Genomic DNA, 19,515 nt, shown 5'->3' on the forward strand with positions numbered 1-19,515 from the left:
TACTTTCGGGATCTGTCAAAGTTAAATGTTGATTTTTAAGAGGGCCTTCCTTTCTCGGGGTCGCTCATTTTTATTCAACTAACATCCCCTGTTCCTGGTTCGATGAACCGAGTGCTTTGAAACATAAAAGATAAGTATTACGAAAGCCCCAGTAGTTGGTCTGCAAATGAGCAAGAGGATGGGGTAGGCCAAGCTTAAATCAGTTAGCTTTTTCAATTTCTCTGTTTATTAATTTGCGCATTAAATTGTTGCTGCCCCGGACGGATTTTTGCGAGGGCGTTCATGACGTCAATCCACGCTTTTTGATGATCTGATCCGAGAGAGTCAAAGATTGTCTTCATCTGTTCTCTTTGCACATGGCTAAGTTTGCTTTCAAGCTGCTTTCCTTCCTGTGTCAGATAGAGCAGCTTGTAGCGTTTGTCGTAATCTGCCTGAACCATCTTGATCAGATTTTTTTCAGATAAGAGTCTGAGCGGTGCATTGAGTGCTTGCTTTGAAACTTCGAGGATCGAAAGAAGATCATTCACGGTGATCCCTGGGACTTGAGCAATAAAAAAAAGAATACGGTGGTGCACACGCTGTATACCGTACTTTTCAATGATTTGGTCCGGCTTCTCGGTAAAGGTCCGGTATCCGAAATAGAAAAGCATGAGAACCTTGTTTAGCTGCTGTTCTTCCTCATTCACTTTTTTTCTAACTCCTTTCGTACTGATTTAGTAGTATAGCATAAAAGAAGCACCTATGTCGCACACAATTTTTCAATAGGACAATATAGTTGACTTATTAAAGCTCTAAGTCTATACTTTATATAAAGGTCAATAATATTGACCTAATGTTCTTTCATAAATTTTTAAAGTGAGGGGATAGGAAGAAATGGATACAACGTACACGATTGGACGTTATTTGGTCGACAGATTAGGAGAACTTGGCATTCGACACATTTTTGGTGTGCCTGGGGATTACAATCTTTCGTTTCTTGATACAATTATTGAGCATCCGGCACTTGACTGGGTAGGAAACTGTAACGAATTGAACGCAGTTTATGCTGCGGACGGATATGCGCGTATTCACGGTATTGCCGCACTGGTCACAACATTCGGTGTTGGTGAACTCAGTGCAGTGAATGGAATTGCTGGTTCACGAGCGGAACAGGTACCCGTTGTTAAAATTACGGGATCACCTGCATCAAAGGTTACTGAAGAAGGGCGTCTTGTTCACCATACATTAGGTGATGGCGAGTTTACGCATTTTTCGAAGATGTACAAAGAGGTCACGGCTGCTCAAACAACGCTGACAGCAGAGAATGCAACAGAAGAGATTGATCGGGTACTGAGAACTTGCTGGTATGAGAAGGCACCGGTTTATATCAATCTTCCGGTAGATATACATGGACTTCCGGCGAGGCTGCCAAAGGAACCTTTGCTTAAAGAAGAACCCGCAGCATCAACAAATACGACCAGCGAAATGCTTGAAACCCTCATCCCTGTGATTGAAAAGGCAGAGGCACCGGTCATTTTGGCAGATTATCAAGTCTCTCGATTTCATGCTGAAGAAGCGTTACAACGTTTTGTGGAAACGACTGGGTTCCCGATTGCAACACTGAGCATGGGGAAAGGTGTCTTTAATGAAGAGCATCCTCAATTTATTGGTGTCTATAGCGGAAAAACAAGTCCTGATTATTTGCGAAATCGGATTGATCACGCAGACTGTATTATAAGTATTGGCGTTAAATTTACCGATTCGATTACGGGCGGTTTCTCACAGGGCTTCAAGGAAGAGGCTGTAATCCACATAGCACCTAAGGAAGTAAACTATTTAAACAAAATTTATTCAAAAATATCGATGAATGAATCACTCAATCAATTGGCAGGAGTTCTGAAAAAACGTGATCGGCAATCTCTGGATATCGTCCCAGTTACAGAGCAGCAGAAAGAAGAACCCTTCTATGTGAAAGATGACCAGGCACTGACACAGAAACGTTTTTGGCAAATGATTCGGCTTTTCATTCAGAAAGACGATGTGGTTGTTGCTGATCAAGGGACCGCATTTTTTGGTGCCCAGACAGTCCCTCTTAAAGAAAATGTAACCTACATTGGACAGCCATTGTGGGGATCAATCGGCTATACATTACCAGCGACACTTGGTACACAGCTTGCCGATCTGTCGCGGCGTAACCTTTTGTTGATTGGTGACGGTGCATTTCAGTTAACTTTTCAAGAACTTTCAACTATGTTACGCGAAAATCTTCATCCGATTATTTTCGTAATTAATAATGACGGCTATACGGTTGAACGTTCAATCCACGGACCTGAAGCTTCATATAATGATATTAAAATGTGGCGCTATGCAGATATTCCAGCCACTCTCGGTGGGAACAAGAATTTTAAAAGCTATAAGACGAATACAGAAGGCGAATTTGCTGATGCCCTTAAGGATATAGCTGAATCACCAGATTTCTTTAGGTTTGTTGAGGTGGTTACTCAGAAGATGGATATGCCTGAATTATTGACCACCCTCGGTAAAATTTTTGCTGCTCAGAATGACTGACTGGAATCGATTCTATAAAATTGTATTTAGAAGGTGTCTCAAAAGTCCATGGACTGTGAGGCACCTTTTTCTATTGATTAAAAAAAGGCAGCGATTTTACCTCGCTTTATACGTTCATCGGCATAGATTTTTTCAAAGATGCTTTTAAGAAATCAATATAGACATGAAGCTCTTCCGGCAAAAAGACATTGTTTCGTTTAACCAAACCGATTTGAATGAGATTGCTTTCTTCTAAAGGTATGGAAATAATATTGGGGTTCATGTAATTGGTCACGATACAGCCAGTTCCCAGATTGTAGCCATCTGTATGCGACAGGAGATTATTCATAGCGCCTCGATCTTTTAAATAGATCAGTTTCCTGATCTTGTCCACATCGATAGCTTCTTCCGCAAAATGGAGCAATACGTCGTCTTGCTGGTAGGTCAGATAAGGATAGTCCTTTAACTGCTCCAGGGTAATGCATCTGAAATGGGCCAGTGGATGCTCTTTTCGGAGAAAGACGTGTTGCTTCAGCGAAACAAGGGGAGTAAACATTAGTGATTTTGAGATAAAATAGCGTTTAAAAAAATTCTTGTTTAAATCGGTCAGGGATAAAATGCCGAGGATACTCCTACTCGCATACACGTCATTAATTACATCGGTTGTCTTTCCCTCCCGAATTGTCAGTTCATATTTCCGCTCGGCAAAATAATTCATCAGGTTTGCAACAGCTTCTATAGCAAATCCATAGTGTTGAGAGGAAATAGAAAGTTTTGTTAAGTCCGTCGATTTCTCGCTGTTAAAATGATAGACGACAGATTCCATTTGTTCCAGAAGCGTTCTTGCGTAGAATAATAATTCTCTGCCGTCTTTTGTGAAGACAACTCCTTTATTTGTTCTATCCAAGATCGTTATCCCCAACTCAGCTTCCAGATCGCGCACAGCTTTACTGATACTGGGTTGTGTCACGTAGAGTGCAGAGGCGGCTTTGCTGATTGAACCGTGCTTGGAAATTTCTACTAAATACCGGAATTGCTGAATCGTCATGTCCCACTGGCCCCTTTCAGTTTCTATCGACTGTTGCCATAACTTTATTCTATGGCAAATGGTTAATAAGTTCAATTTTACAGTCGTCGCCGTCACTTTTAAAATGAACGTAGAAAAACAAAGAAACATGAGGAGATGAATCAAATGCCCGATCAGATCATATATCGTGAAGCACAATTGAGTGATTTACCAACGATCGTTGCTATTTATAATTCAACGATACGAGGCAGAATGGTCACGGCGGATATGGAAGAGGTTACTGTCGCTGAGCGAAAACCTTGGTTTATTGCCCATTATGAAGATGAGAATCGTCCGCTCTGGATTGCTGAACAGGAGGGGAAAGTCATCGGCTGGCTCAGCCTGAGCAGCTTTTATGGGCGTCCTGCCTACCATGCAACGGTCGAAATAAGCGTTTATCTTGACACGAACGTACGCGGAAGGGGGCTGGGTACTGACTTTGTTAACTATGCAATCGATCATTGTCATGCATTCGGTATAAAAACGATTCTTGCTTTTATCTTTGGACACAATATTCCCAGCCTCCGCCTTTTTGAGCGTTTGGGTTTTGAAAAGTGGGGCGCTTATCCGAAGGTTGCGGAATTAGATGGCATTGAAAGAGACTTAGTTATACTGGGTAAGCGTGTTGATGACTAATCCAAAGGGAGATAACCCACTTTCAGGGATACTTTATACGTCTTCTGCCTATGTCTTATGGGGGTTTTTAACATTATATTGGAAGTTATTGGGAAATGTACCGCCTTTTGAGATTTTAGCGCACCGAATCTGCTGGTCTTTTGTATTCACAATGGCGATCATCCTTTTAAAAAAACAAAAATTCCACCTGTTTATCTATAGGCTCAACTATTTTTTTCACTATAAAAAGGAATTTTTATTTATTTTTATAGCTTCTCTTGCAATCAGTGCGAATTGGGTTATCTTTATTTGGGCAGTTAATCACGGCAAAGTTATTGAAGCCAGTCTGGGAATGTATATGACTCCGCTTATCAGCATTGTATTTGGTGTCGTTTTATGGAAAGATAAATGTGGGCTAGGGCGATCAATCTCATTTTTCATTGCTTTGCTGGGTGTGTTCTTGCTGACGGTTAAATATGGTCAGATCCCTTGGGTTGCATTGTCGCTTGCTTTATCATCCGGAATCTACAGCTATGCAAAAAAATGTACTCGATTAGACGCACTCGTAGCCATGGGCTACGAAACATTAATAGGTACACCGACAGCGGTTGTCTATCTAATGACGTTACAAATAAAGGGTACAGCGTCATTTGGCACAAACCTTATCAATACGTCCATTCTTTTAATGGGAGCTGGTATCGTAACAGCCCTGCCGCTTATTTGGTTTGCTGAAGGAGTAAAAAGATTACCATTATCTACAGTTGGCGTGATTCAATACATAACACCCTCAATCGCTTTTCTCATCGGATTGTTGCTTTTTAAAGAACCGGTTTCATTTGTTCAATGGTTTTCATTTATTCTTATTTGGGCGTCGATTATGATCTACATTTTTTCTTCAAGTAACGCAGATTCTAAAGAAACGAGATTGTTGCAATAGTATTCAAGATACCAATATAGTCGTCGTATCACCCTCTGAGGCATCTGGAAATGGTAGAGCCTGCCTTAGCCTGAGGCTCATGCTCAGAGATGAAGGATAAAAAATAAATGATTAGGAAATAAGAATGTAAGGTAAGCACACTAACGAACAAGGAGGGGGGGCTTCTCCTTGTTTTGCGTTTTTAATATTCGTAGTACTTTAGTGAATCAGTTGCATAATGACTCATTTCTTAGATTTTCTCGTGAATTGTTTGATTTAACTTTAGAGGCTCGCTTGCACTTTATGTGAATTCGCTTTAAATTTTCAATATTTTTGAATCGTAATAGGATTCGTTCTAAAATAAGACAAGATGCCAGCAGTGACAAAAGAATTTGCCACGTAATTATGGTACACTTAAATTATATCTGGCTTACGATGCCGGCGATTATCTAAATCGTTATTGTGGCCTGAGGCTATTTAAAAAAGGTGAACGTTATGCATCAATGGATCACACATGCTCCTGAAGAAACCATGCACTTTTCCGAGCGTCTGGCGGTTTTTCTGAAACCGGGGGATGTCTTGACACTGTCGGGTGATCTCGGAGCGGGCAAGACTGTTTTTACCAAGGGTCTGGCCAAGGGTCTCGGTATTCAAGAGATGGTAAACAGTCCGACCTTTACTATTGTTAAAGAATATCAGAGCGGGCGCCTGCCCCTTTATCATATGGATGTGTACCGGATAAGCGATGAAGAGGATATTGGCCTGGAGGATTATTTCGATCAGGACGGGGTGACCGTGATTGAATGGGCGGAAAATATCCCTTCGTGGCTTCCGGATGATCGTTTATCTATTACCATTGAGCGTGTGAACGAGCGGGAACGAACGATCACATGTAAAGCAAGCGGCAGCAGATCTAAGCATATAAATGAGGAGATATCGAACGATGAACGTGCTAGCGATTGATTCATCCAATTTAGTGATGAGTGTCGCCGTGACAACGGAACGGAAAGTGCTCGCCGAATTGACAACAAACAGCCGAAAAAATCACTCGGAACGTCTGATGCCTGCCATCGCGCAGATGATCGAGGCGGCCGGGCTTGAGGCAGCAGACATTGATCGAATTGCTGTAGCTGAAGGTCCGGGTTCTTATACGGGACTTCGTATTGGCGCAACCATTGCGAAAATGCTTGCCTGGACACTGAAAAAGGATTTGGTCGGTGTTTCAAGTCTTGAAGTGGCTGCCCAAAACGGCCGCGGTTTTGCGGGTTATATTGCACCATTCTTTGACGCGCGACGCGGACAGGTGTTTACTGGATTGTATGAAGCAAAAGACGGGGAAATTGTTTCAGTAGCTCCGGATCAACTTGTGATGATGGACGATTGGCTGCCTGAATTGCGAAATTTGGCTGAACCGGTCCTTTTTCTCAGCAATGATTTAGACAAATGGGGCGAATTGCTTTCCACTCAAGCCTATGCGGAGCTTGGAGATATCACTCGGAATGTGCCAAGAGCGGCCGAACTCGCCCGAATTGGCGCAAAAAAAGAGCCGGTATCCGATATACATCATTTTCTGCCGGCGTATCTTCGCTTGGCTGAGGCCGAAGCGAAGTGGTTGGCAAAACAGGGGCGATAAGTATGCCGGATCTAAAATCAGTAAACATCCGACCGATGACTGCGGAGGATATTGATCAGGTCATGGTCGTAGAGTACAGTGCTTTCGATGTCCCATGGTCGAGGCAGGCATTCGAAAATGAGATCACCGGCAACCATTTTGCCAGCTACTTTGTTGCCGAACTTGACGGAAGAATCATTGGGTATTGCGGGGTTTGGGTTATTGTTGATGAAGCACATATAACGAATCTGGCAGTGCTTGAAGGGTATCGCGGATTCAAGGTGGGCGAATCACTGCTGCGTCAGGTCATGCTCCATGCGGTGTCACAGCAGGCGCGTTCTATGAGTTTGGAGGTTCGCGTAAGCAATAAGATTGCACAAAATTTGTATCGCAAGCTCGGATTTAAAAACGGCGGTATTCGTAAAAATTATTATTCAAACAACGGGGAAGATGCGCTAGTCATGTGGGTGAGACTATGAAAATAAATGTGAGGCAGAAAACCTTAATTCTGGGAATTGAAACGAGCTGCGATGAAACGGCAGCTGCGGTTGTTGAGAACGGTACTGTGATTCGATCAAATGCGGTTGCCTCGCAAATTGATATTCATCGGCGTTTTGGTGGTGTTGTTCCTGAGGTGGCGTCCCGTCACCATGTAGATCAAATCACGGTCATCTGCGAGGAAGCGATGGACAAATCTGAGGTGGCTTGGAGCGACCTGGACGCAATTGCGGTGACTCAGGGTCCGGGACTCATCGGGGCACTGCTTGTGGGTGTGAACGGTGCAAAGGCACTGGCCTATGCACATGGGCTGCCGCTTGTCCCGGTTCACCACATAACTGGGCATATTTACGCCAACCGTTTTGTTCGCGAGCTCGAATTTCCACTGATTGCACTCGTTGTTTCAGGTGGGCATACCGAGCTGGTTCATATGAGCCAACATGGTTCGTATGAAGTCATCGGAACTACGCGTGACGATGCAGCAGGTGAAGCGTTTGACAAGATTGCACGAACGCTTGGATTGCCCTATCCGGGCGGACCGAAGATTGACCGCCTTGCTAAGAAGGGTAAGCCAGTGATTGATTTTCCGAGGGCATGGCTTGAGGAAGGCTCGCTGGATTTCAGCTTCAGCGGGTTGAAATCTGCAGTCATCAATTATGTCCACAATGAGCAGCAGCGTGGGCACGACCTGAATGCTGCAGATATCGCGGCCAGCTTTCAGGCAAGTGTCAGTGAGGTACTTGTTAAGAAAACACTGATCGCAGCGGAACGCGTTCATGCAAAACAGATTCTTGTTGCCGGTGGTGTTTCTGCCAACAGCGTGGTAAGGACTGAAATGGAACAGGCTGCGCGTACGCGAGGAATTCCCTTAATTATTCCTCCGCTGAAGCTGTGCACAGACAATGCGGCAATGATTGCAGCATCCGGAACAATTGGCTTTTTAAAAGGAACACGCGCCGATCTGTCGCTGAACGGGAAAGCAAACCTGGCGATTGAAGACTTTTAAATAAATTTACAATAAAAAAACGAAGAGCAGTGAAAAAAATTCCTGTTCTTCGTTTTTTTATTCTTTGCAGCAGGCTGAGCAGATCACAAAAATTTAATTGCCTGTTAATTATCGGTGAATAAATGTAAAAGAATAACTTATGCACAAGTGGATAAGTTATTTTGAAAACAGCAAATAGCTAGTTATCCACAGAATATGTGAACAACGAGCTATTTGTGCTGAATAAATTGTGGATAACCGCATGCGTTTGTGGATATGTGTCCTTTGTGAAGTGGACAACTTCATTATTATTCCCATTCGTCCAATTCGAGCTGAGCGGATTCCCAGTTTTCCATCATACTAGCGACCTTCGCTTCATCTGTTTCGATTTTTGACTGAATTTCTCTTGATTTTTTTGAGTCACTGAAAACGTCCGGATCAAGCAGCGACTGTTGGTTTTGATTGATCTGTTCTTCCAACTTGCTGATATCAGCCTCCGTTTGTTCAATAAAACGGGCAAGCTGCCGTTTTTTCTTTTTCAATTCCTTTTCTTTTAAAAATTGCTCCTTGCCGTCTCCAATAGCAGTTTCATTTTTTTGTACGGCTTCCGGCTGTGCTTCCAGCTCGGCAATCTGTTCCTGTTCTAATTTTTTGTCAACGTAATAGTCATAATCACCGAGATACTCGGTGATTCCTTTACGCGACAGCTCGAATATGCGATCTGCAATGTTGTTAATAAAATAGCGGTCGTGTGAGACGAACAGAATGGTTCCCGGGTAGTTGATCAGGGCTCCTTCCAAAACCTCTTTGCTGTCCAAATCAAGGTGGTTGGTCGGTTCGTCAAGGATTAGCAGATTATCATGACGCATCATTAGCTTGGCAAGCATGAGGCGTGCCTTCTCGCCGCCGCTTAATTGGGAAACCGTCTTTGCAACATCATCCCCTGAGAACAGGAAACCGCCGAGTACGGTGCGAATGTCGCCTTCAGGTTTCAAAGGATAATCGTCCCACAGTTCATTCAGAACGGTTTTCATTGGGTTGAGGCTCTTCTGCTCCTGGTCGTAATAACCGATGCTGACGTGACTTCCGAGTCGCACTTCGCCGGAACGGAGCGTTGAACCGCCGTCAATGGCTTTAAGCAGTGTTGATTTGCCGACCCCGTTCGGACCGACGAGTGCGACACGGTCTCCTCGGCTGATTTGAAAGCTGAGGTCGGAAATCATCGGTTCTTGATCACCGTAGCCGACATCAAGATGAGAAACCGCGAGCACATCGCGCCCGCTTTGCTGTTCGATATCGAAAGTAAACGTTGCCGATTTAGCATCTCCCATCGGACGGTCCATGAGCTCCATTTTTTCTAATTGTTTGCGCCGGCTTTGTGCCCGTTTCGTCGTCGACGCGCGTACAATATTTTTCTGAACAAAATCCTTTAATTTCGCTACTTCTTTTTGCTGTTTATCGTAGGCTTTCATTTCACTTTCAAATTCTGCCGCGCGTACTTCAAGATAGCGCGAATAGTTCCCTGTGTATTTACGTACTTTATGCCTAGCAATTTCATAGACCTTTGTCGCAATTTTATCGAGAAAATAACGGTCATGCGAAACAACGAGTACACTGTCGCTGTAATGCTGCAGGTACTCTTCCAGCCATGAAAGCGTATCAATATCCAAGTGGTTGGTCGGTTCGTCAAGAATCAGCAGATCTGGCTTGATGAGCAAGAGTTTGCCAAGCGCAAGCTGGGTTTTTTGCCCGCCGGATAAATTGCTTACCGGTGTATCATCAGGAAAACTGCCGAAATTCAAGCCGTTCAGCACGCTGCGTGTTTCCGCCTGATAAGTAAACCCACCTTTGTCGCGAAAGTCTGCCTGCAAGGCATCATAGCTTTTCAGCAATTGATCATACTCTTTAGGATTAGCAAAGCTTCCGGGATCTGCCATCTGCTCTTCCATCGTTCGCATTCTCTTTTCCAATGCGATTAATGGCGCAAATACCGACAGCAATTCATCATAAATTCCCCGTGTTGAGTCGAGTGTGGCGTTCTGCGGCAAGTAACCCATGGTTCGGTCTTTAGGTATGATGATTTCACCGCTGTCCGCACTCATTTCTCCGGCAATAATTTTGAGGAGTGTTGATTTGCCCGCACCGTTGCGGCCAACCAGCGCTACACGTTCACCCAGCTTTATTTCTATGGAAATATTGGATAAAACAAGATCAGTCACGAAGGATTTACTGATCTCATTAGTTTGTAAGAGCAGCACAGATCTTCACCTCAGAAGAATTAGGGTAACGGTCGATTTTTGGAAGCAGGATGTTTGCTTCGGGATCCGTATACATAATAAGATAGATATGTTCATTGTAGCCTACTCGTAATTTATTCGGCAACTGCGGGGCCATTTGAAGTAAGGTTATTTAAAAATGATTGTGAAATGAGTAACAAAAATAATGGTGATTATAGTATAGTTGAACTAGAGACTCAGCGAAATGGCATCAACACGATCCGTTTTGTGAATTTGGGGGGAGACCTAGTCATGGTCAGTCAAAATGTACCTCAGGCGACAGCCGAGCGGCTGCCGCTGTATTATCGAACACTGCAGAGCTTGGTTGCAGTAGGAAAAACGCGTATTTCATCTTCGGAATTCGGAGATCTTGTGCAAATTGATTCAACAACGATTCGCAAGGATTTTTCCTATTTCGGTGCGCTGGGAAGAAAAGGATATGGCTACGACACGCAGTATTTGATGGATTTTCTAAGAAAAACACTTTATCAGGATGAGTTATCAAAGGTAGTCTTGATTGGTGTCGGGCATTTGGGCACGGCATTGCTCAATCACAATTTTCAAAAGAATAATAATACCAAAATCGTAAAGGCTTATGACATTGATCCGTCGCTCATTGGTACAGAAGTCAGCGGAACAGAAGTTCACGCAATGGATACCTTGGCAACTGACGACAACAGCGACATAACAGCCGCTATATTAACCGTTCCGGCCGCACATGCCCAGAAAGCAGCGGAAATGGCACTTGCATCAGGCATTCACGGGTTTTTGAATTTTTCTCCGACAACTTTATCTCTGCCGGCAACCGCGTATGTCCGACATGTGGATATGACGGTTGAGCTTCAGGCACTAATTTATTTTCTTAATCATTCAATGGAAGAAAGGAATTCTCAATGATTAAGTGGTAAAATACAGGTGCACGGCATAAACAAGTTAACAAACGGCGCATGTGCGGACGGCAGTACGTTCGCAGCCATATGGTTTAAAAATAAGGTGGAATGCAGGAATGATTCAGTTAAAATCGCAAAATGAAATTGCTGAAATGAAAAAGTCCGGTCAGTTGCTCGCCCGGGCACATCAGCATATTAAAACAATGATTCGTCCCGGCGTGACAACCTGGGAAATCGAAGAATTTGTCAATGAATTTCTGGAAAAGCACGGTGCGATTCCGGAAGAAAAAGGATTTCAAGGTTACAAGTACGCGACCTGCGCTTCGGTTAACGATGAAATCTGTCACGGCTTTCCGAATAAAAAACCGCTGAAAAACGGAGATATCGTCACGATCGATATGGTCGTCAATCTGAACGGTGCGATGTCTGATTCGGCGTGGAGCTATGCGGTCGGAGAGATTTCCGACGAGGCAAAGCATTTGCTGAAGACGACAGAAGAGTCGCTTTATGAAGGCATCAAACAGGCGGTTGTCGGCAATCGCCTTGGCGATATCGGCTACGCCATTCAAAAATATGCTGAGGATCGCGGTCTCAGTGTTGTCCGTGAGTTTGTCGGCCACGGTATCGGACCGACAATGCACGAAGATCCGCCGGTCGCACACTATGGACGTCCGGGCCGTGGCCTTCGTCTCAGAGAAGGTATGACGATAACGATTGAGCCAATGCTGAACGTCGGCGACTGGCGCTCGAAGGTTGACCCGAATGGATGGACGGCACGCACGATCGATGGTTCACTGTCCGCACAATATGAACACACGTTGGCAATCACGAAAAATGGTCCGGAAATCCTGACCATGCTCGATGAAGAATAAAATAAGCAATCAAAGAAGCGGAGCCTCGAATAGAAGCTTCCGCTTTTTTTACAAATAAAGAAAGTATATGATTTTATAGTAAAGTAAAAGGTCGTGGAGCAAACACGCAGGTTTGAGACTCCCGCAGGCATTTGCTTGTTTGATAAGGCCTGCAGTGCACCCACGGCAAGCGAGCAACCGGAGCGTATTCAAAATCAAGCCTGGATTTCAGGATTTTTTGCTCAGTTTTTCTAAACCGCTCAGGTTACATCGGCCAATGAATCCAACTGACTGTATTTGGAAGACGCACGCTCAAACTGATGAGAACGACGATGGCATTCATTGCCGCATGCATGAACATGGTCACCCAAATTCGGCCGGTCTTGTGATAAGCGTAGCAAAGGAAGAAACCAATTGCGAGATAAATAAGCAGGTGACTGAAATCAAAGTGAAATGCAGCGAAAATGAGCGAGCTGATCAAGGCCGCAAAGAAGAATCCAAGTTTCTTTTTCATGCTTCCGAAGAAAATTTTACGGAAAACAATTTCTTCAAGCATCGGTCCGATGATGCTGACTGCAAAAATGAACACAGGCGCGTTGCGGGTCAATTGTACGACATCTTGGGTATGTTTCGATTGGAGCGGCTGACCCAAGATGAGATTGTTGATCAGTGCCGCAGCAATTTGGAGTACGAACAGGATGAAGACACCGCAAATCGCCCAAGCGATCGACTCACCAAGAGAAGCAAGCGGGCCACGAAACATTGTGCGCTCGGGGATCAGTAGCAGCGAGACAATGATCAAGGTTAAGAAAAAGACGGCTGCGTATGCATCACCGGATGCCGATCCACCTTTGGGAAAACCGGGAATGAGCGGAGATATAAAACAGATAAGATACACGAGAACGATCAGAGTATAACGCAAAACCAAAATCAGACACCTCATATCTATTTGTATCGTTTCGAATCAAGTGTGAAAAACTTAAAGCAAAGTTTCCTGCAAAAAAAGCTGAAAGTAGCTTTTCTATTTATTTTACCACAGCAAATTTTCTTTATCCTTTAATAGCTACTCGAACTTTTTTTAACAGTTAAATATATTTTTGAGTTAAAACTTGCAAATCTACTGGGAATTGATTATTATATTAAATGGATTAGCACTCAGGCGAACTGAGTGCTAACAAAGGTACTTAACTTAACATTTTTAAGGAGGGTATTTCAACATGTTAAAGCCATTGGGTGATCGTATTGTGATCGAACCACAAGAAAAAGAAGAACAAACAGCAAGCGGTATCGTGCTTCCTGATTCGGCGAAGGAAAAGCCGCAAGAAGGCCGCGTTGTTGCCGTTGGTGCCGGCAAGGTGTCCGACAAAGGCGAGCGTATCGCTTTGGACGTAAAAGAAGGAGAAAAAGTGATCTTTTCAAAATATGCAGGCACTGAAGTAAAATATGACGGCAAAGCTTATCTCGTTGTTCGTCAGGACGATATTCTCGCTGTTATTGACTAACTTGCAATGCTCGTTTAACAGAAGATCCTCAGATCTAATTTAATTTAGGAGGGACTATTCACAATGGCAAAAGATATTAAGTTTGGTGAAGAAGCGCGCCGCTCGATGCTTCGCGGTGTCGATGTATTGGCAGATGCAGTAAAAGTAACGCTTGGACCGAAAGGCCGCAACGTTGTACTTGATAAGAAATACGGCTCACCGCTGATTACAAATGACGGTGTAACGATTGCAAAAGAAATCGAACTCGAAGATAAATTTGAAAACATGGGTGCGCGTCTCGTATCCGAAGTTGCCAGCAAAACGAATGATGTAGCCGGCGACGGTACGACAACTGCGACGGTTCTTGCACAGTCCATGATTCGTGAAGGCTTGAAGAACGTTGCTTCCGGTGCGAACCCAATGGGCATTCGCCGCGGTATTGAAAAAGCAACACAGGCTGCCGTTGAAGGTCTGAAAGAAATTTCAAAGCCAATTGAAGGCAAAGCATCAATCGCACAAGTTGCCGCTATTTCTGCTGATGACGAAAAAGTCGGCCAGCTGATTGCAGAGGCTATGGAAAAGGTCGGCAACGACGGCGTTGTTACCCTTGAAGAATCCAAAGGCTTCGCAACCGAACTTGACGTTGTTGAAGGAATGCAATTTGACCGCGGCTATGCTTCCGCATACATGGTTACTGACCAGGACAAAATGGAAGCCGTTCTCGACAACCCATACATCCTGATCACAGACAAGAAGATCTCCAACATTCAAGAAATTCTCCCTGTTCTTGAAAAAGTTGTACAACAAGGCAAACCAATGCTGATCATTGCTGAAGATGTTGAAGGCGAAGCATTGGCAACGCTCGTTCTGAACAAACTGCGCGGCACATTCAACGTTGTCGCTGTTAAGGCTCCCGGCTTCGGCGACCGCAGAAAAGCAATGCTCGAAGACATCGCCGTACTGACCGGCGGACAGGTCGTAACGAGCGACCTCGGTCTCGAATTGAAAGAAACGACTGTTGATCAACTCGGAACAGCCGGCAAGGTCATCGTAACGAAAGACAACACGACGATTGTTGAAGGCGCAGGTGAGGCCGACAAGATTGGTGCACGTGTCAATCAAATTAAAGCACAATTGGAAGAAACAACTTCCGACTTCGATAAAGAAAAACTGCAAGAACGTCTGGCGAAACTGTCCGGCGGTGTAGCCGTAATCAAAGTTGGTGCTGCAACCGAAACCGAATTGAAAGAACGCAAGCTGCGTATTGAAGACGCACTGAACTCGACACGCGCCGCAGTCCAGGAAGGTATTGTGGCCGGCGGTGGTACGGCTCTTGCCAACGTGATCAAGAACGTTGAAGCTATTGAAACCGAAGGCGATGAAAAGACCGGTGTCAGCATCGTCGTTCGCGCACTCGAAGAACCTGTTCGTCAAATCGGTGAAAACGCAGGCCTCGAAGGTTCCGTTATTGTCGAGAAACTGAAATCCCAGAAACCGGGTATCGGTTATGATGCTGCCAAAGATCAATGGGTAGATATGATCGAAGCCGGAATCGTTGATCCGACAAAGGTTACACGTTCCGCACTGCAAAATGCAGCTTCTGTTTCTGCAATGCTGCTGACCACTGAAGCAGTTGTTGCCGACAAGCCTGAAGAACATCCAGAACCGCAAATGCCGGCAGGCGCTCCGGGAATGGGCGGCATGATGTAATAAAAAGCTGAAACCATTGTCCTATCAATAGTTTCAGCTTATGGCCAACTCAATAATGGGTATTTTATGGGTCATAACTTAAAAATTGGCGTTTCTCATGTGTTCTCCGAACATAAGAGAGGCGCCTTTTTTACGCGGCTTAGTGACGTGCAGATAGACCTTTTTTGTCGTGTCGTCATCAACGTGACCGAGGCGATCCATGATTCGCTCTAGGTCAACACCCGCTTCATCAAGAAGCGAGGTATGTGTATGGCGTAGACCGTGCGGAGTCACATGATTTTTAATTGTAGTATGTTTCGTTAATAGAGAATCCATTCTTGATTCAACTGTGTGGAGATCCATTGGATAGCCAAAATAGGGCGGGTAAGGCCGTCCAAAAACGAACCCTTCGTCGAAATATTCTTTTCCAACGAACAATTTTATTTTATTCTGGTTTAAACGATGCACTTTCAGAACACTGACTACAGAGTCTTTATCGTCATCGATTTCAATGGTTCTGATCGATGCGACCGTCTTCGGCGTTAACAGCGTAAAATCCTTTGTCACACCTGAAGGGCAATAGTATGTTTTCGTGATGCTGATCGTTTTTTCTTCAAAATTAATATCCCTCCATTTTAAAGCGATTAGTTCTCCCAAACGCACACCTGTCCAAGCTAAAATAAAGAAAATAGTATAGTCCTCCGGCTTTCCATGTAGTTTTACAGCCTGCAAAAATTCATCAAGTTCTTTTTTCTCTAAATACATATCTTCTATTATTTTTTCGTTCTCAAGCTCTGCAACTGTTTTTCTTCCGTGGGGAATAAATGCATCATCTGAAGGATCTTCATTGATAAGATGCTGAATCATTGCACACTTGAAAATCATTTTGCAAGCGCCATGGATGCGTGATGTTGTGACGCTGTGTGAGAAAGGTGAAAGAATATTAGATCCATTCGCAGGCAGTGGCACAACGATTTTAGCCGTAGAACTAGAAGGGTTTGAAAGTCTGGGAATTGAGTTAGACGATTACTATGCTGCTGAAGCGGATAAACGAATTAAGGAATATTTATCTAACATTCAACAGACAGCACAGTTACAATGAGTCGAACGCTCCTTCGTGGTGCTTTTATTTTGCAAAGAAGCAGGAACTTGTTCTATTTTGTGGAAGGGGTTGTTATACTGCAGAATGGAGATGTTCAGAATGTATTATGAAGATGTAATATCGGAATTGACTGTGGCTGACAAAGAGATTGTTCTAACGAGAATCCGTGATAGAATTGAAAAGTTAAAAAAAGATAGACAGGAACAGAGTACGAAAAAAAAATACGGATTACAGCAGCAATTTGATGATCTCAATGATGCTTTTATGGATATAGATGTAATATTTGAAGCTTATGGGATTGAATAATAGTTCTCACCCTTCGTGGTGTTTTTATTTTGCATAAAGCATCTTCAATTGAGTAAAGATAAAATATCTTGAACTTTGGAGATGCATATGGTGAAAATAAAGGTATTTACAGATCACGACATAACACATCTTGAAGAATCAGTTAATGATTTTCTTAGCCAACACGAATCAATTAAGGAAATTAAATTTAATACATCATTGAAGGACATGGATGAAATGGTACCAGGAAATGATGCGAAGTTGTTTTATTCAGTATTGGTCGTATACAAAGATTAAATTAGGATTATGAAGAGCACCCAACGTGGTGCTTTTTCTTTTGCTGGTAATTAATTATGTTTATATAGTTTATAGCTCCGGAAAAGAAAACCTCTCCGGAGCTTTTGTACATTAATTATTTTTTTCCGTTTGTTGCTTTCTTAAACTGACTTATTCGTTCTTGAAATTGACTTTAACTTTAACATTTTTATAAACAGATTCAAAAATTAGAGTTTTAATTTTTTCCATATTGAATCTCCTGTCAATTCAAAAGCTCCGTGGAGGAAGTCCTTATAGATAATTATAGGGCAATAATGAAAACATGACATTGAGTAAATTATTCCAATTTGCAAAACAAACGACTTAATCCGGAGGTGGGTGAAATGTAGTGCCACGACCAAGAGGTCCAAGACGAGAACAAGCAAAAGCCATTTAGTTGAAAAGCAATGGTGAATTGAAATTAGTTGATCTTGCTGGGCAAATGAGTGTCACACCGAACACTATTCGGAAGTGGAAGGCTCAGGATAAATGGGATAACGAATTAAAAGGGAGCGCTCTTAAAGTCTGTGTGTCATCCAGGCAATCAAAATGCAGCCGTTCACGGCGCCCACTGGGCAATCATAATGCAACCAAGTTCGGTTTCTTCAGCAAATATCTTCCAGCTGAATCTGTAGAGATCATGCAGGCGATAAACACCGCTGATCCTGCTGATTTATTGTGGGATCAGATCATGATCCAGTACACTGCGATTATAAGAGCGCAGAAGATCATGCTGTGCAAGATCACGAAGATACAACTAAAATGCAAAATAAGCATCTTCATAGGAAGTCTAAAAAAGAAACAAAAACTACGACAGCAGAATCCAGTACAGATCAGGAAGGCTATTTAATTCAGTTCGCTTGGGATAAACAAGCGAACTTTTTAAATGCTCAGAGCCGGGCAATGGGTGAGCTGAGGGTGTTAATTAAGCAATTTGTATCCATTGCTGATGAACAGGACGAGCGGCGAAAGAAGCTTGAATTGATGCAGGTTCATATTGATGACATCAAGTCGGATATTAGGCGTAAGGACAACGCACCGGAAAAGCCGGATATATCGTCATCTTACGTTGATGCACTAAAAGGCAAGGCATCGGACGTTAAGAAATAGCATTATGCCCATTATATTATTTATATCAATTTTGTTATGTATATTCACAGAAAAGTTAATAACATATTGGATTTTATTTGTTCTATACCTTGCCTTTTTTATTATTAATATTTTTTACGATCGTAAATTAATTCATATTCTTGTTTATTCAGCAGGAGCTATATTATTTTTCATACTTCTTTTAATACGTACGTTTTAACAGTAATACGTAACGGAAGAGAGCCTTTTTTATTTAAAAATTAAAATCGTATTCGTATAATAATCCCAATATACCACTTCTTTATGGACATCCGGTTGCGTGATCTTCGAAGTTGAATGACTACATCGTGCGAATGGTGAGGTCATAATGTTTCTTTACATCATTGAAACCGCCTCCTATTATGTAAGTAGGAGTACGCTATAAAAAGTGGTTAGAAAATAAAAAATTCGTCTGGCTGAAAAGCCAAAGTATCGGACGCCTCCTTATTGGGAAAGCTAGATGACCTGCTCAATGATTTTTAATTTTATCTATCATGGGTAAATTATGGGTCGTAACTTAACGTAAACTGTGAATCCCTATCTAAAAGATCTAATTAAAATTTCAGCGGAAACTTCACTTTCATACAAGAACATATATTCCTGTAAATATTAATGCGATATGGGCGGCATGATGTAATAGAACCTCAATAATCCTGCTACAGAGGGGTTTTTGAGTGGATTTCAAAAGCTAAAAAAGCAACAAAGTAGAAAAAAATCCTCATTTTATTTCAAATGAGAATCATAAAAGTGATTTTACGGATACCTTTCAGATACTGGTTCATTTTCTGAGAGGTATCTTTTTTTAGGTATTGGCGACGTGAATGAAACACCAATTGTCGTTTCCTTTGTGGCCAACCCGATATAACTTATTTTTATACGATAAACTGACCTCAAGGGCAGTGAAAACATTTTATTGATTTTTATCATATGCGAGTGCTCTCTCAACTATTTCTTCAGGTGACAAATCCTCACCGCTCCAAAAAATTAAATCACTCGGAGCTGGATGAGAAACATTTTTTTCAAGTATATCATCAGACGATTCAGGGTCGTATATTTTCTTTACAAGTTCAATTAATTCTGTTTTAGATAACTTTTGATTCATATTCATTCACCTTTTCTCAGTTAATGGCCTTTTACATCTTAGTGGTTATATTTTTATATTCTGATTAAGTTTTTTCACTTTATGGGAATAATCACCTGTTTTTAAAAACGATCAGGGTCGTAAATAAAGCTGCGAAGAAGATAAAAATGAGGCTTAACATACTTGTTATTTGATTTAT

21 protein-coding genes are annotated in these 19,515 nt (G+C 42.7%); 15 read left to right on the forward strand and 6 right to left on the reverse strand.

Going from position 1 to position 19,515, the window contains the following annotated elements; translation table 11 throughout:
• Positions 1–212: 212 nt before the first annotated feature.
• Positions 213–650 carry a MarR family winged helix-turn-helix transcriptional regulator gene (locus NIE88_RS19865; RefSeq protein WP_253065128.1) on the reverse strand — a complete coding sequence of 146 codons (438 nt, stop codon included), beginning with the start codon at positions 648–650 and terminating at the stop codon, positions 213–215.
• A 223-nt stretch (positions 651–873) separates the two neighbouring features.
• Here NIE88_RS19865 and NIE88_RS19870 point away from each other — a divergent pair, with 223 nt between their 5' ends.
• Positions 874–2,547, forward strand: a complete 1,674-nt coding sequence (locus NIE88_RS19870; protein ID WP_253065087.1) for an alpha-keto acid decarboxylase family protein — start codon at positions 874–876, stop codon at positions 2,545–2,547.
• Positions 2,548–2,653: 106 nt separating this feature from the next.
• Here NIE88_RS19870 and NIE88_RS19875 read toward each other — a convergent pair whose 3' ends face one another.
• The gene (locus tag NIE88_RS19875) at positions 2,654–3,574 is read right to left on the reverse strand and encodes a LysR family transcriptional regulator (protein WP_253065088.1); all 921 of its coding nucleotides are present in this window, start codon (positions 3,572–3,574) and stop codon (positions 2,654–2,656) included.
• 144 nt (positions 3,575–3,718) lie between these two features.
• Here NIE88_RS19875 and NIE88_RS19880 point away from each other — a divergent pair, with 144 nt between their 5' ends.
• The 6 genes from NIE88_RS19880 to tsaD all read left to right on the forward strand — a co-directional run bounded on the left by NIE88_RS19880 (position 3,719) and on the right by tsaD (position 8,239).
• Positions 3,719–4,228, forward strand: coding sequence for a GNAT family N-acetyltransferase (locus NIE88_RS19880; protein WP_253065089.1), 510 nt, complete (start codon positions 3,719–3,721; stop codon positions 4,226–4,228).
• Positions 4,221–5,144 carry an EamA family transporter RarD gene (rarD, locus tag NIE88_RS19885; protein WP_253065090.1) on the forward strand — a complete coding sequence of 308 codons (924 nt, stop codon included), beginning with the start codon at positions 4,221–4,223 and terminating at the stop codon, positions 5,142–5,144. The genes NIE88_RS19880 and rarD overlap by 8 nt, the downstream gene beginning before the upstream one ends.
• A gap of 474 nt (positions 5,145–5,618) precedes the next feature.
• Positions 5,619–6,086 carry a tRNA (adenosine(37)-N6)-threonylcarbamoyltransferase complex ATPase subunit type 1 TsaE gene (gene tsaE / locus NIE88_RS19890; protein ID WP_253065091.1) on the forward strand — a complete coding sequence of 156 codons (468 nt, stop codon included), beginning with the start codon at positions 5,619–5,621 and terminating at the stop codon, positions 6,084–6,086.
• Complete coding sequence (gene tsaB / locus NIE88_RS19895) at positions 6,067–6,756, forward strand: tRNA (adenosine(37)-N6)-threonylcarbamoyltransferase complex dimerization subunit type 1 TsaB (protein WP_253065092.1); 690 nt, start codon at positions 6,067–6,069, stop codon at positions 6,754–6,756. Before tsaE ends, tsaB begins: the two co-directional genes overlap by 20 nt.
• A gap of 2 nt (positions 6,757–6,758) precedes the next feature.
• Positions 6,759–7,214: a ribosomal protein S18-alanine N-acetyltransferase gene (gene rimI / locus NIE88_RS19900; protein ID WP_253065093.1), complete on the forward strand. Its 456-nt coding sequence runs from the start codon at positions 6,759–6,761 to the stop codon at positions 7,212–7,214.
• Positions 7,211–8,239 (forward strand): tRNA (adenosine(37)-N6)-threonylcarbamoyltransferase complex transferase subunit TsaD, encoded by a 1,029-nt coding sequence (tsaD, locus tag NIE88_RS19905; protein WP_253065094.1) that lies wholly within the window; start codon positions 7,211–7,213, stop codon positions 8,237–8,239. The genes rimI and tsaD overlap by 4 nt, the downstream gene beginning before the upstream one ends.
• A gap of 287 nt (positions 8,240–8,526) precedes the next feature.
• Here the strand turns inward: tsaD and NIE88_RS19910 are convergent, their stop codons facing one another.
• Positions 8,527–10,476: an ABC transporter ATP-binding protein gene (locus NIE88_RS19910; RefSeq protein ID WP_253065095.1), complete on the reverse strand. Its 1,950-nt coding sequence runs from the start codon at positions 10,474–10,476 to the stop codon at positions 8,527–8,529.
• A gap of 270 nt (positions 10,477–10,746) precedes the next feature.
• Here NIE88_RS19910 and NIE88_RS19915 point away from each other — a divergent pair, with 270 nt between their 5' ends.
• Both NIE88_RS19915 and map read left to right on the forward strand, forming a co-directional pair.
• Complete coding sequence (locus NIE88_RS19915) at positions 10,747–11,391, forward strand: redox-sensing transcriptional repressor Rex (protein ID WP_253065096.1); 645 nt, start codon at positions 10,747–10,749, stop codon at positions 11,389–11,391.
• 109 nt (positions 11,392–11,500) lie between these two features.
• Positions 11,501–12,256 (forward strand): type I methionyl aminopeptidase, encoded by a 756-nt coding sequence (gene map, locus NIE88_RS19920; RefSeq protein ID WP_253065097.1) that lies wholly within the window; start codon positions 11,501–11,503, stop codon positions 12,254–12,256.
• Positions 12,257–12,500: 244 nt separating this feature from the next.
• Here the strand turns inward: map and NIE88_RS19925 are convergent, their stop codons facing one another.
• On the reverse strand, positions 12,501–13,163 hold the full coding sequence (locus tag NIE88_RS19925) for a CPBP family intramembrane glutamic endopeptidase (RefSeq protein ID WP_253065098.1): 663 nt from the start codon (positions 13,161–13,163) through the stop codon (positions 12,501–12,503).
• 289 nt (positions 13,164–13,452) lie between these two features.
• Here NIE88_RS19925 and groES point away from each other — a divergent pair, with 289 nt between their 5' ends.
• Both groES and groL read left to right on the forward strand, forming a co-directional pair.
• Positions 13,453–13,737: a co-chaperone GroES gene (groES, locus tag NIE88_RS19930; RefSeq protein WP_253065099.1), complete on the forward strand. Its 285-nt coding sequence runs from the start codon at positions 13,453–13,455 to the stop codon at positions 13,735–13,737.
• A 63-nt stretch (positions 13,738–13,800) separates the two neighbouring features.
• Positions 13,801–15,426: a chaperonin GroEL gene (groL, locus tag NIE88_RS19935; protein ID WP_253065100.1), complete on the forward strand. Its 1,626-nt coding sequence runs from the start codon at positions 13,801–13,803 to the stop codon at positions 15,424–15,426.
• A gap of 78 nt (positions 15,427–15,504) precedes the next feature.
• On the opposite strand, the gene NIE88_RS19940 is transcribed toward groL, so the two are convergent.
• Complete coding sequence (locus NIE88_RS19940; RefSeq protein ID WP_253065101.1) at positions 15,505–16,290, reverse strand: site-specific integrase; 786 nt, start codon at positions 16,288–16,290, stop codon at positions 15,505–15,507.
• Positions 16,291–16,306: 16 nt separating this feature from the next.
• On the opposite strand from NIE88_RS19940, the gene NIE88_RS19945 reads away from it, so the two are divergent.
• From NIE88_RS19945 to NIE88_RS19960, 4 genes are all read left to right on the forward strand, one after another.
• Positions 16,307–16,507 (forward strand): DNA methyltransferase, encoded by a 201-nt coding sequence (locus tag NIE88_RS19945; RefSeq protein WP_253065102.1) that lies wholly within the window; start codon positions 16,307–16,309, stop codon positions 16,505–16,507.
• Between the two features lie 99 nt (positions 16,508–16,606).
• A complete protein-coding gene (locus NIE88_RS19950) occupies positions 16,607–16,813 on the forward strand; it encodes a hypothetical protein (RefSeq protein ID WP_253065103.1) in 207 nt (68 codons plus the stop codon).
• A 691-nt stretch (positions 16,814–17,504) separates the two neighbouring features.
• Positions 17,505–17,957, forward strand: a complete 453-nt coding sequence (locus tag NIE88_RS19955; RefSeq protein ID WP_373689465.1) for a phage terminase small subunit-related protein — start codon at positions 17,505–17,507, stop codon at positions 17,955–17,957.
• Positions 17,843–18,217, forward strand: coding sequence for a hypothetical protein (locus NIE88_RS19960; protein ID WP_253065130.1), 375 nt, complete (start codon positions 17,843–17,845; stop codon positions 18,215–18,217). Before NIE88_RS19955 ends, NIE88_RS19960 begins: the two co-directional genes overlap by 115 nt.
• Before the next feature lie 928 nt (positions 18,218–19,145).
• On the opposite strand, the gene NIE88_RS19965 is transcribed toward NIE88_RS19960, so the two are convergent.
• Positions 19,146–19,337, reverse strand: a complete 192-nt coding sequence (locus NIE88_RS19965; RefSeq protein ID WP_253065104.1) for a bacteriocin immunity protein — start codon at positions 19,335–19,337, stop codon at positions 19,146–19,148.
• Positions 19,338–19,515 lie beyond the last annotated feature (178 nt).

Source organism: Sporolactobacillus shoreicorticis (assembly GCF_024125445.1).
In the GTDB taxonomy this organism is placed as follows: Bacteria; Bacillota; Bacilli; order Bacillales; family Sporolactobacillaceae; genus Sporolactobacillus; species Sporolactobacillus shoreicorticis.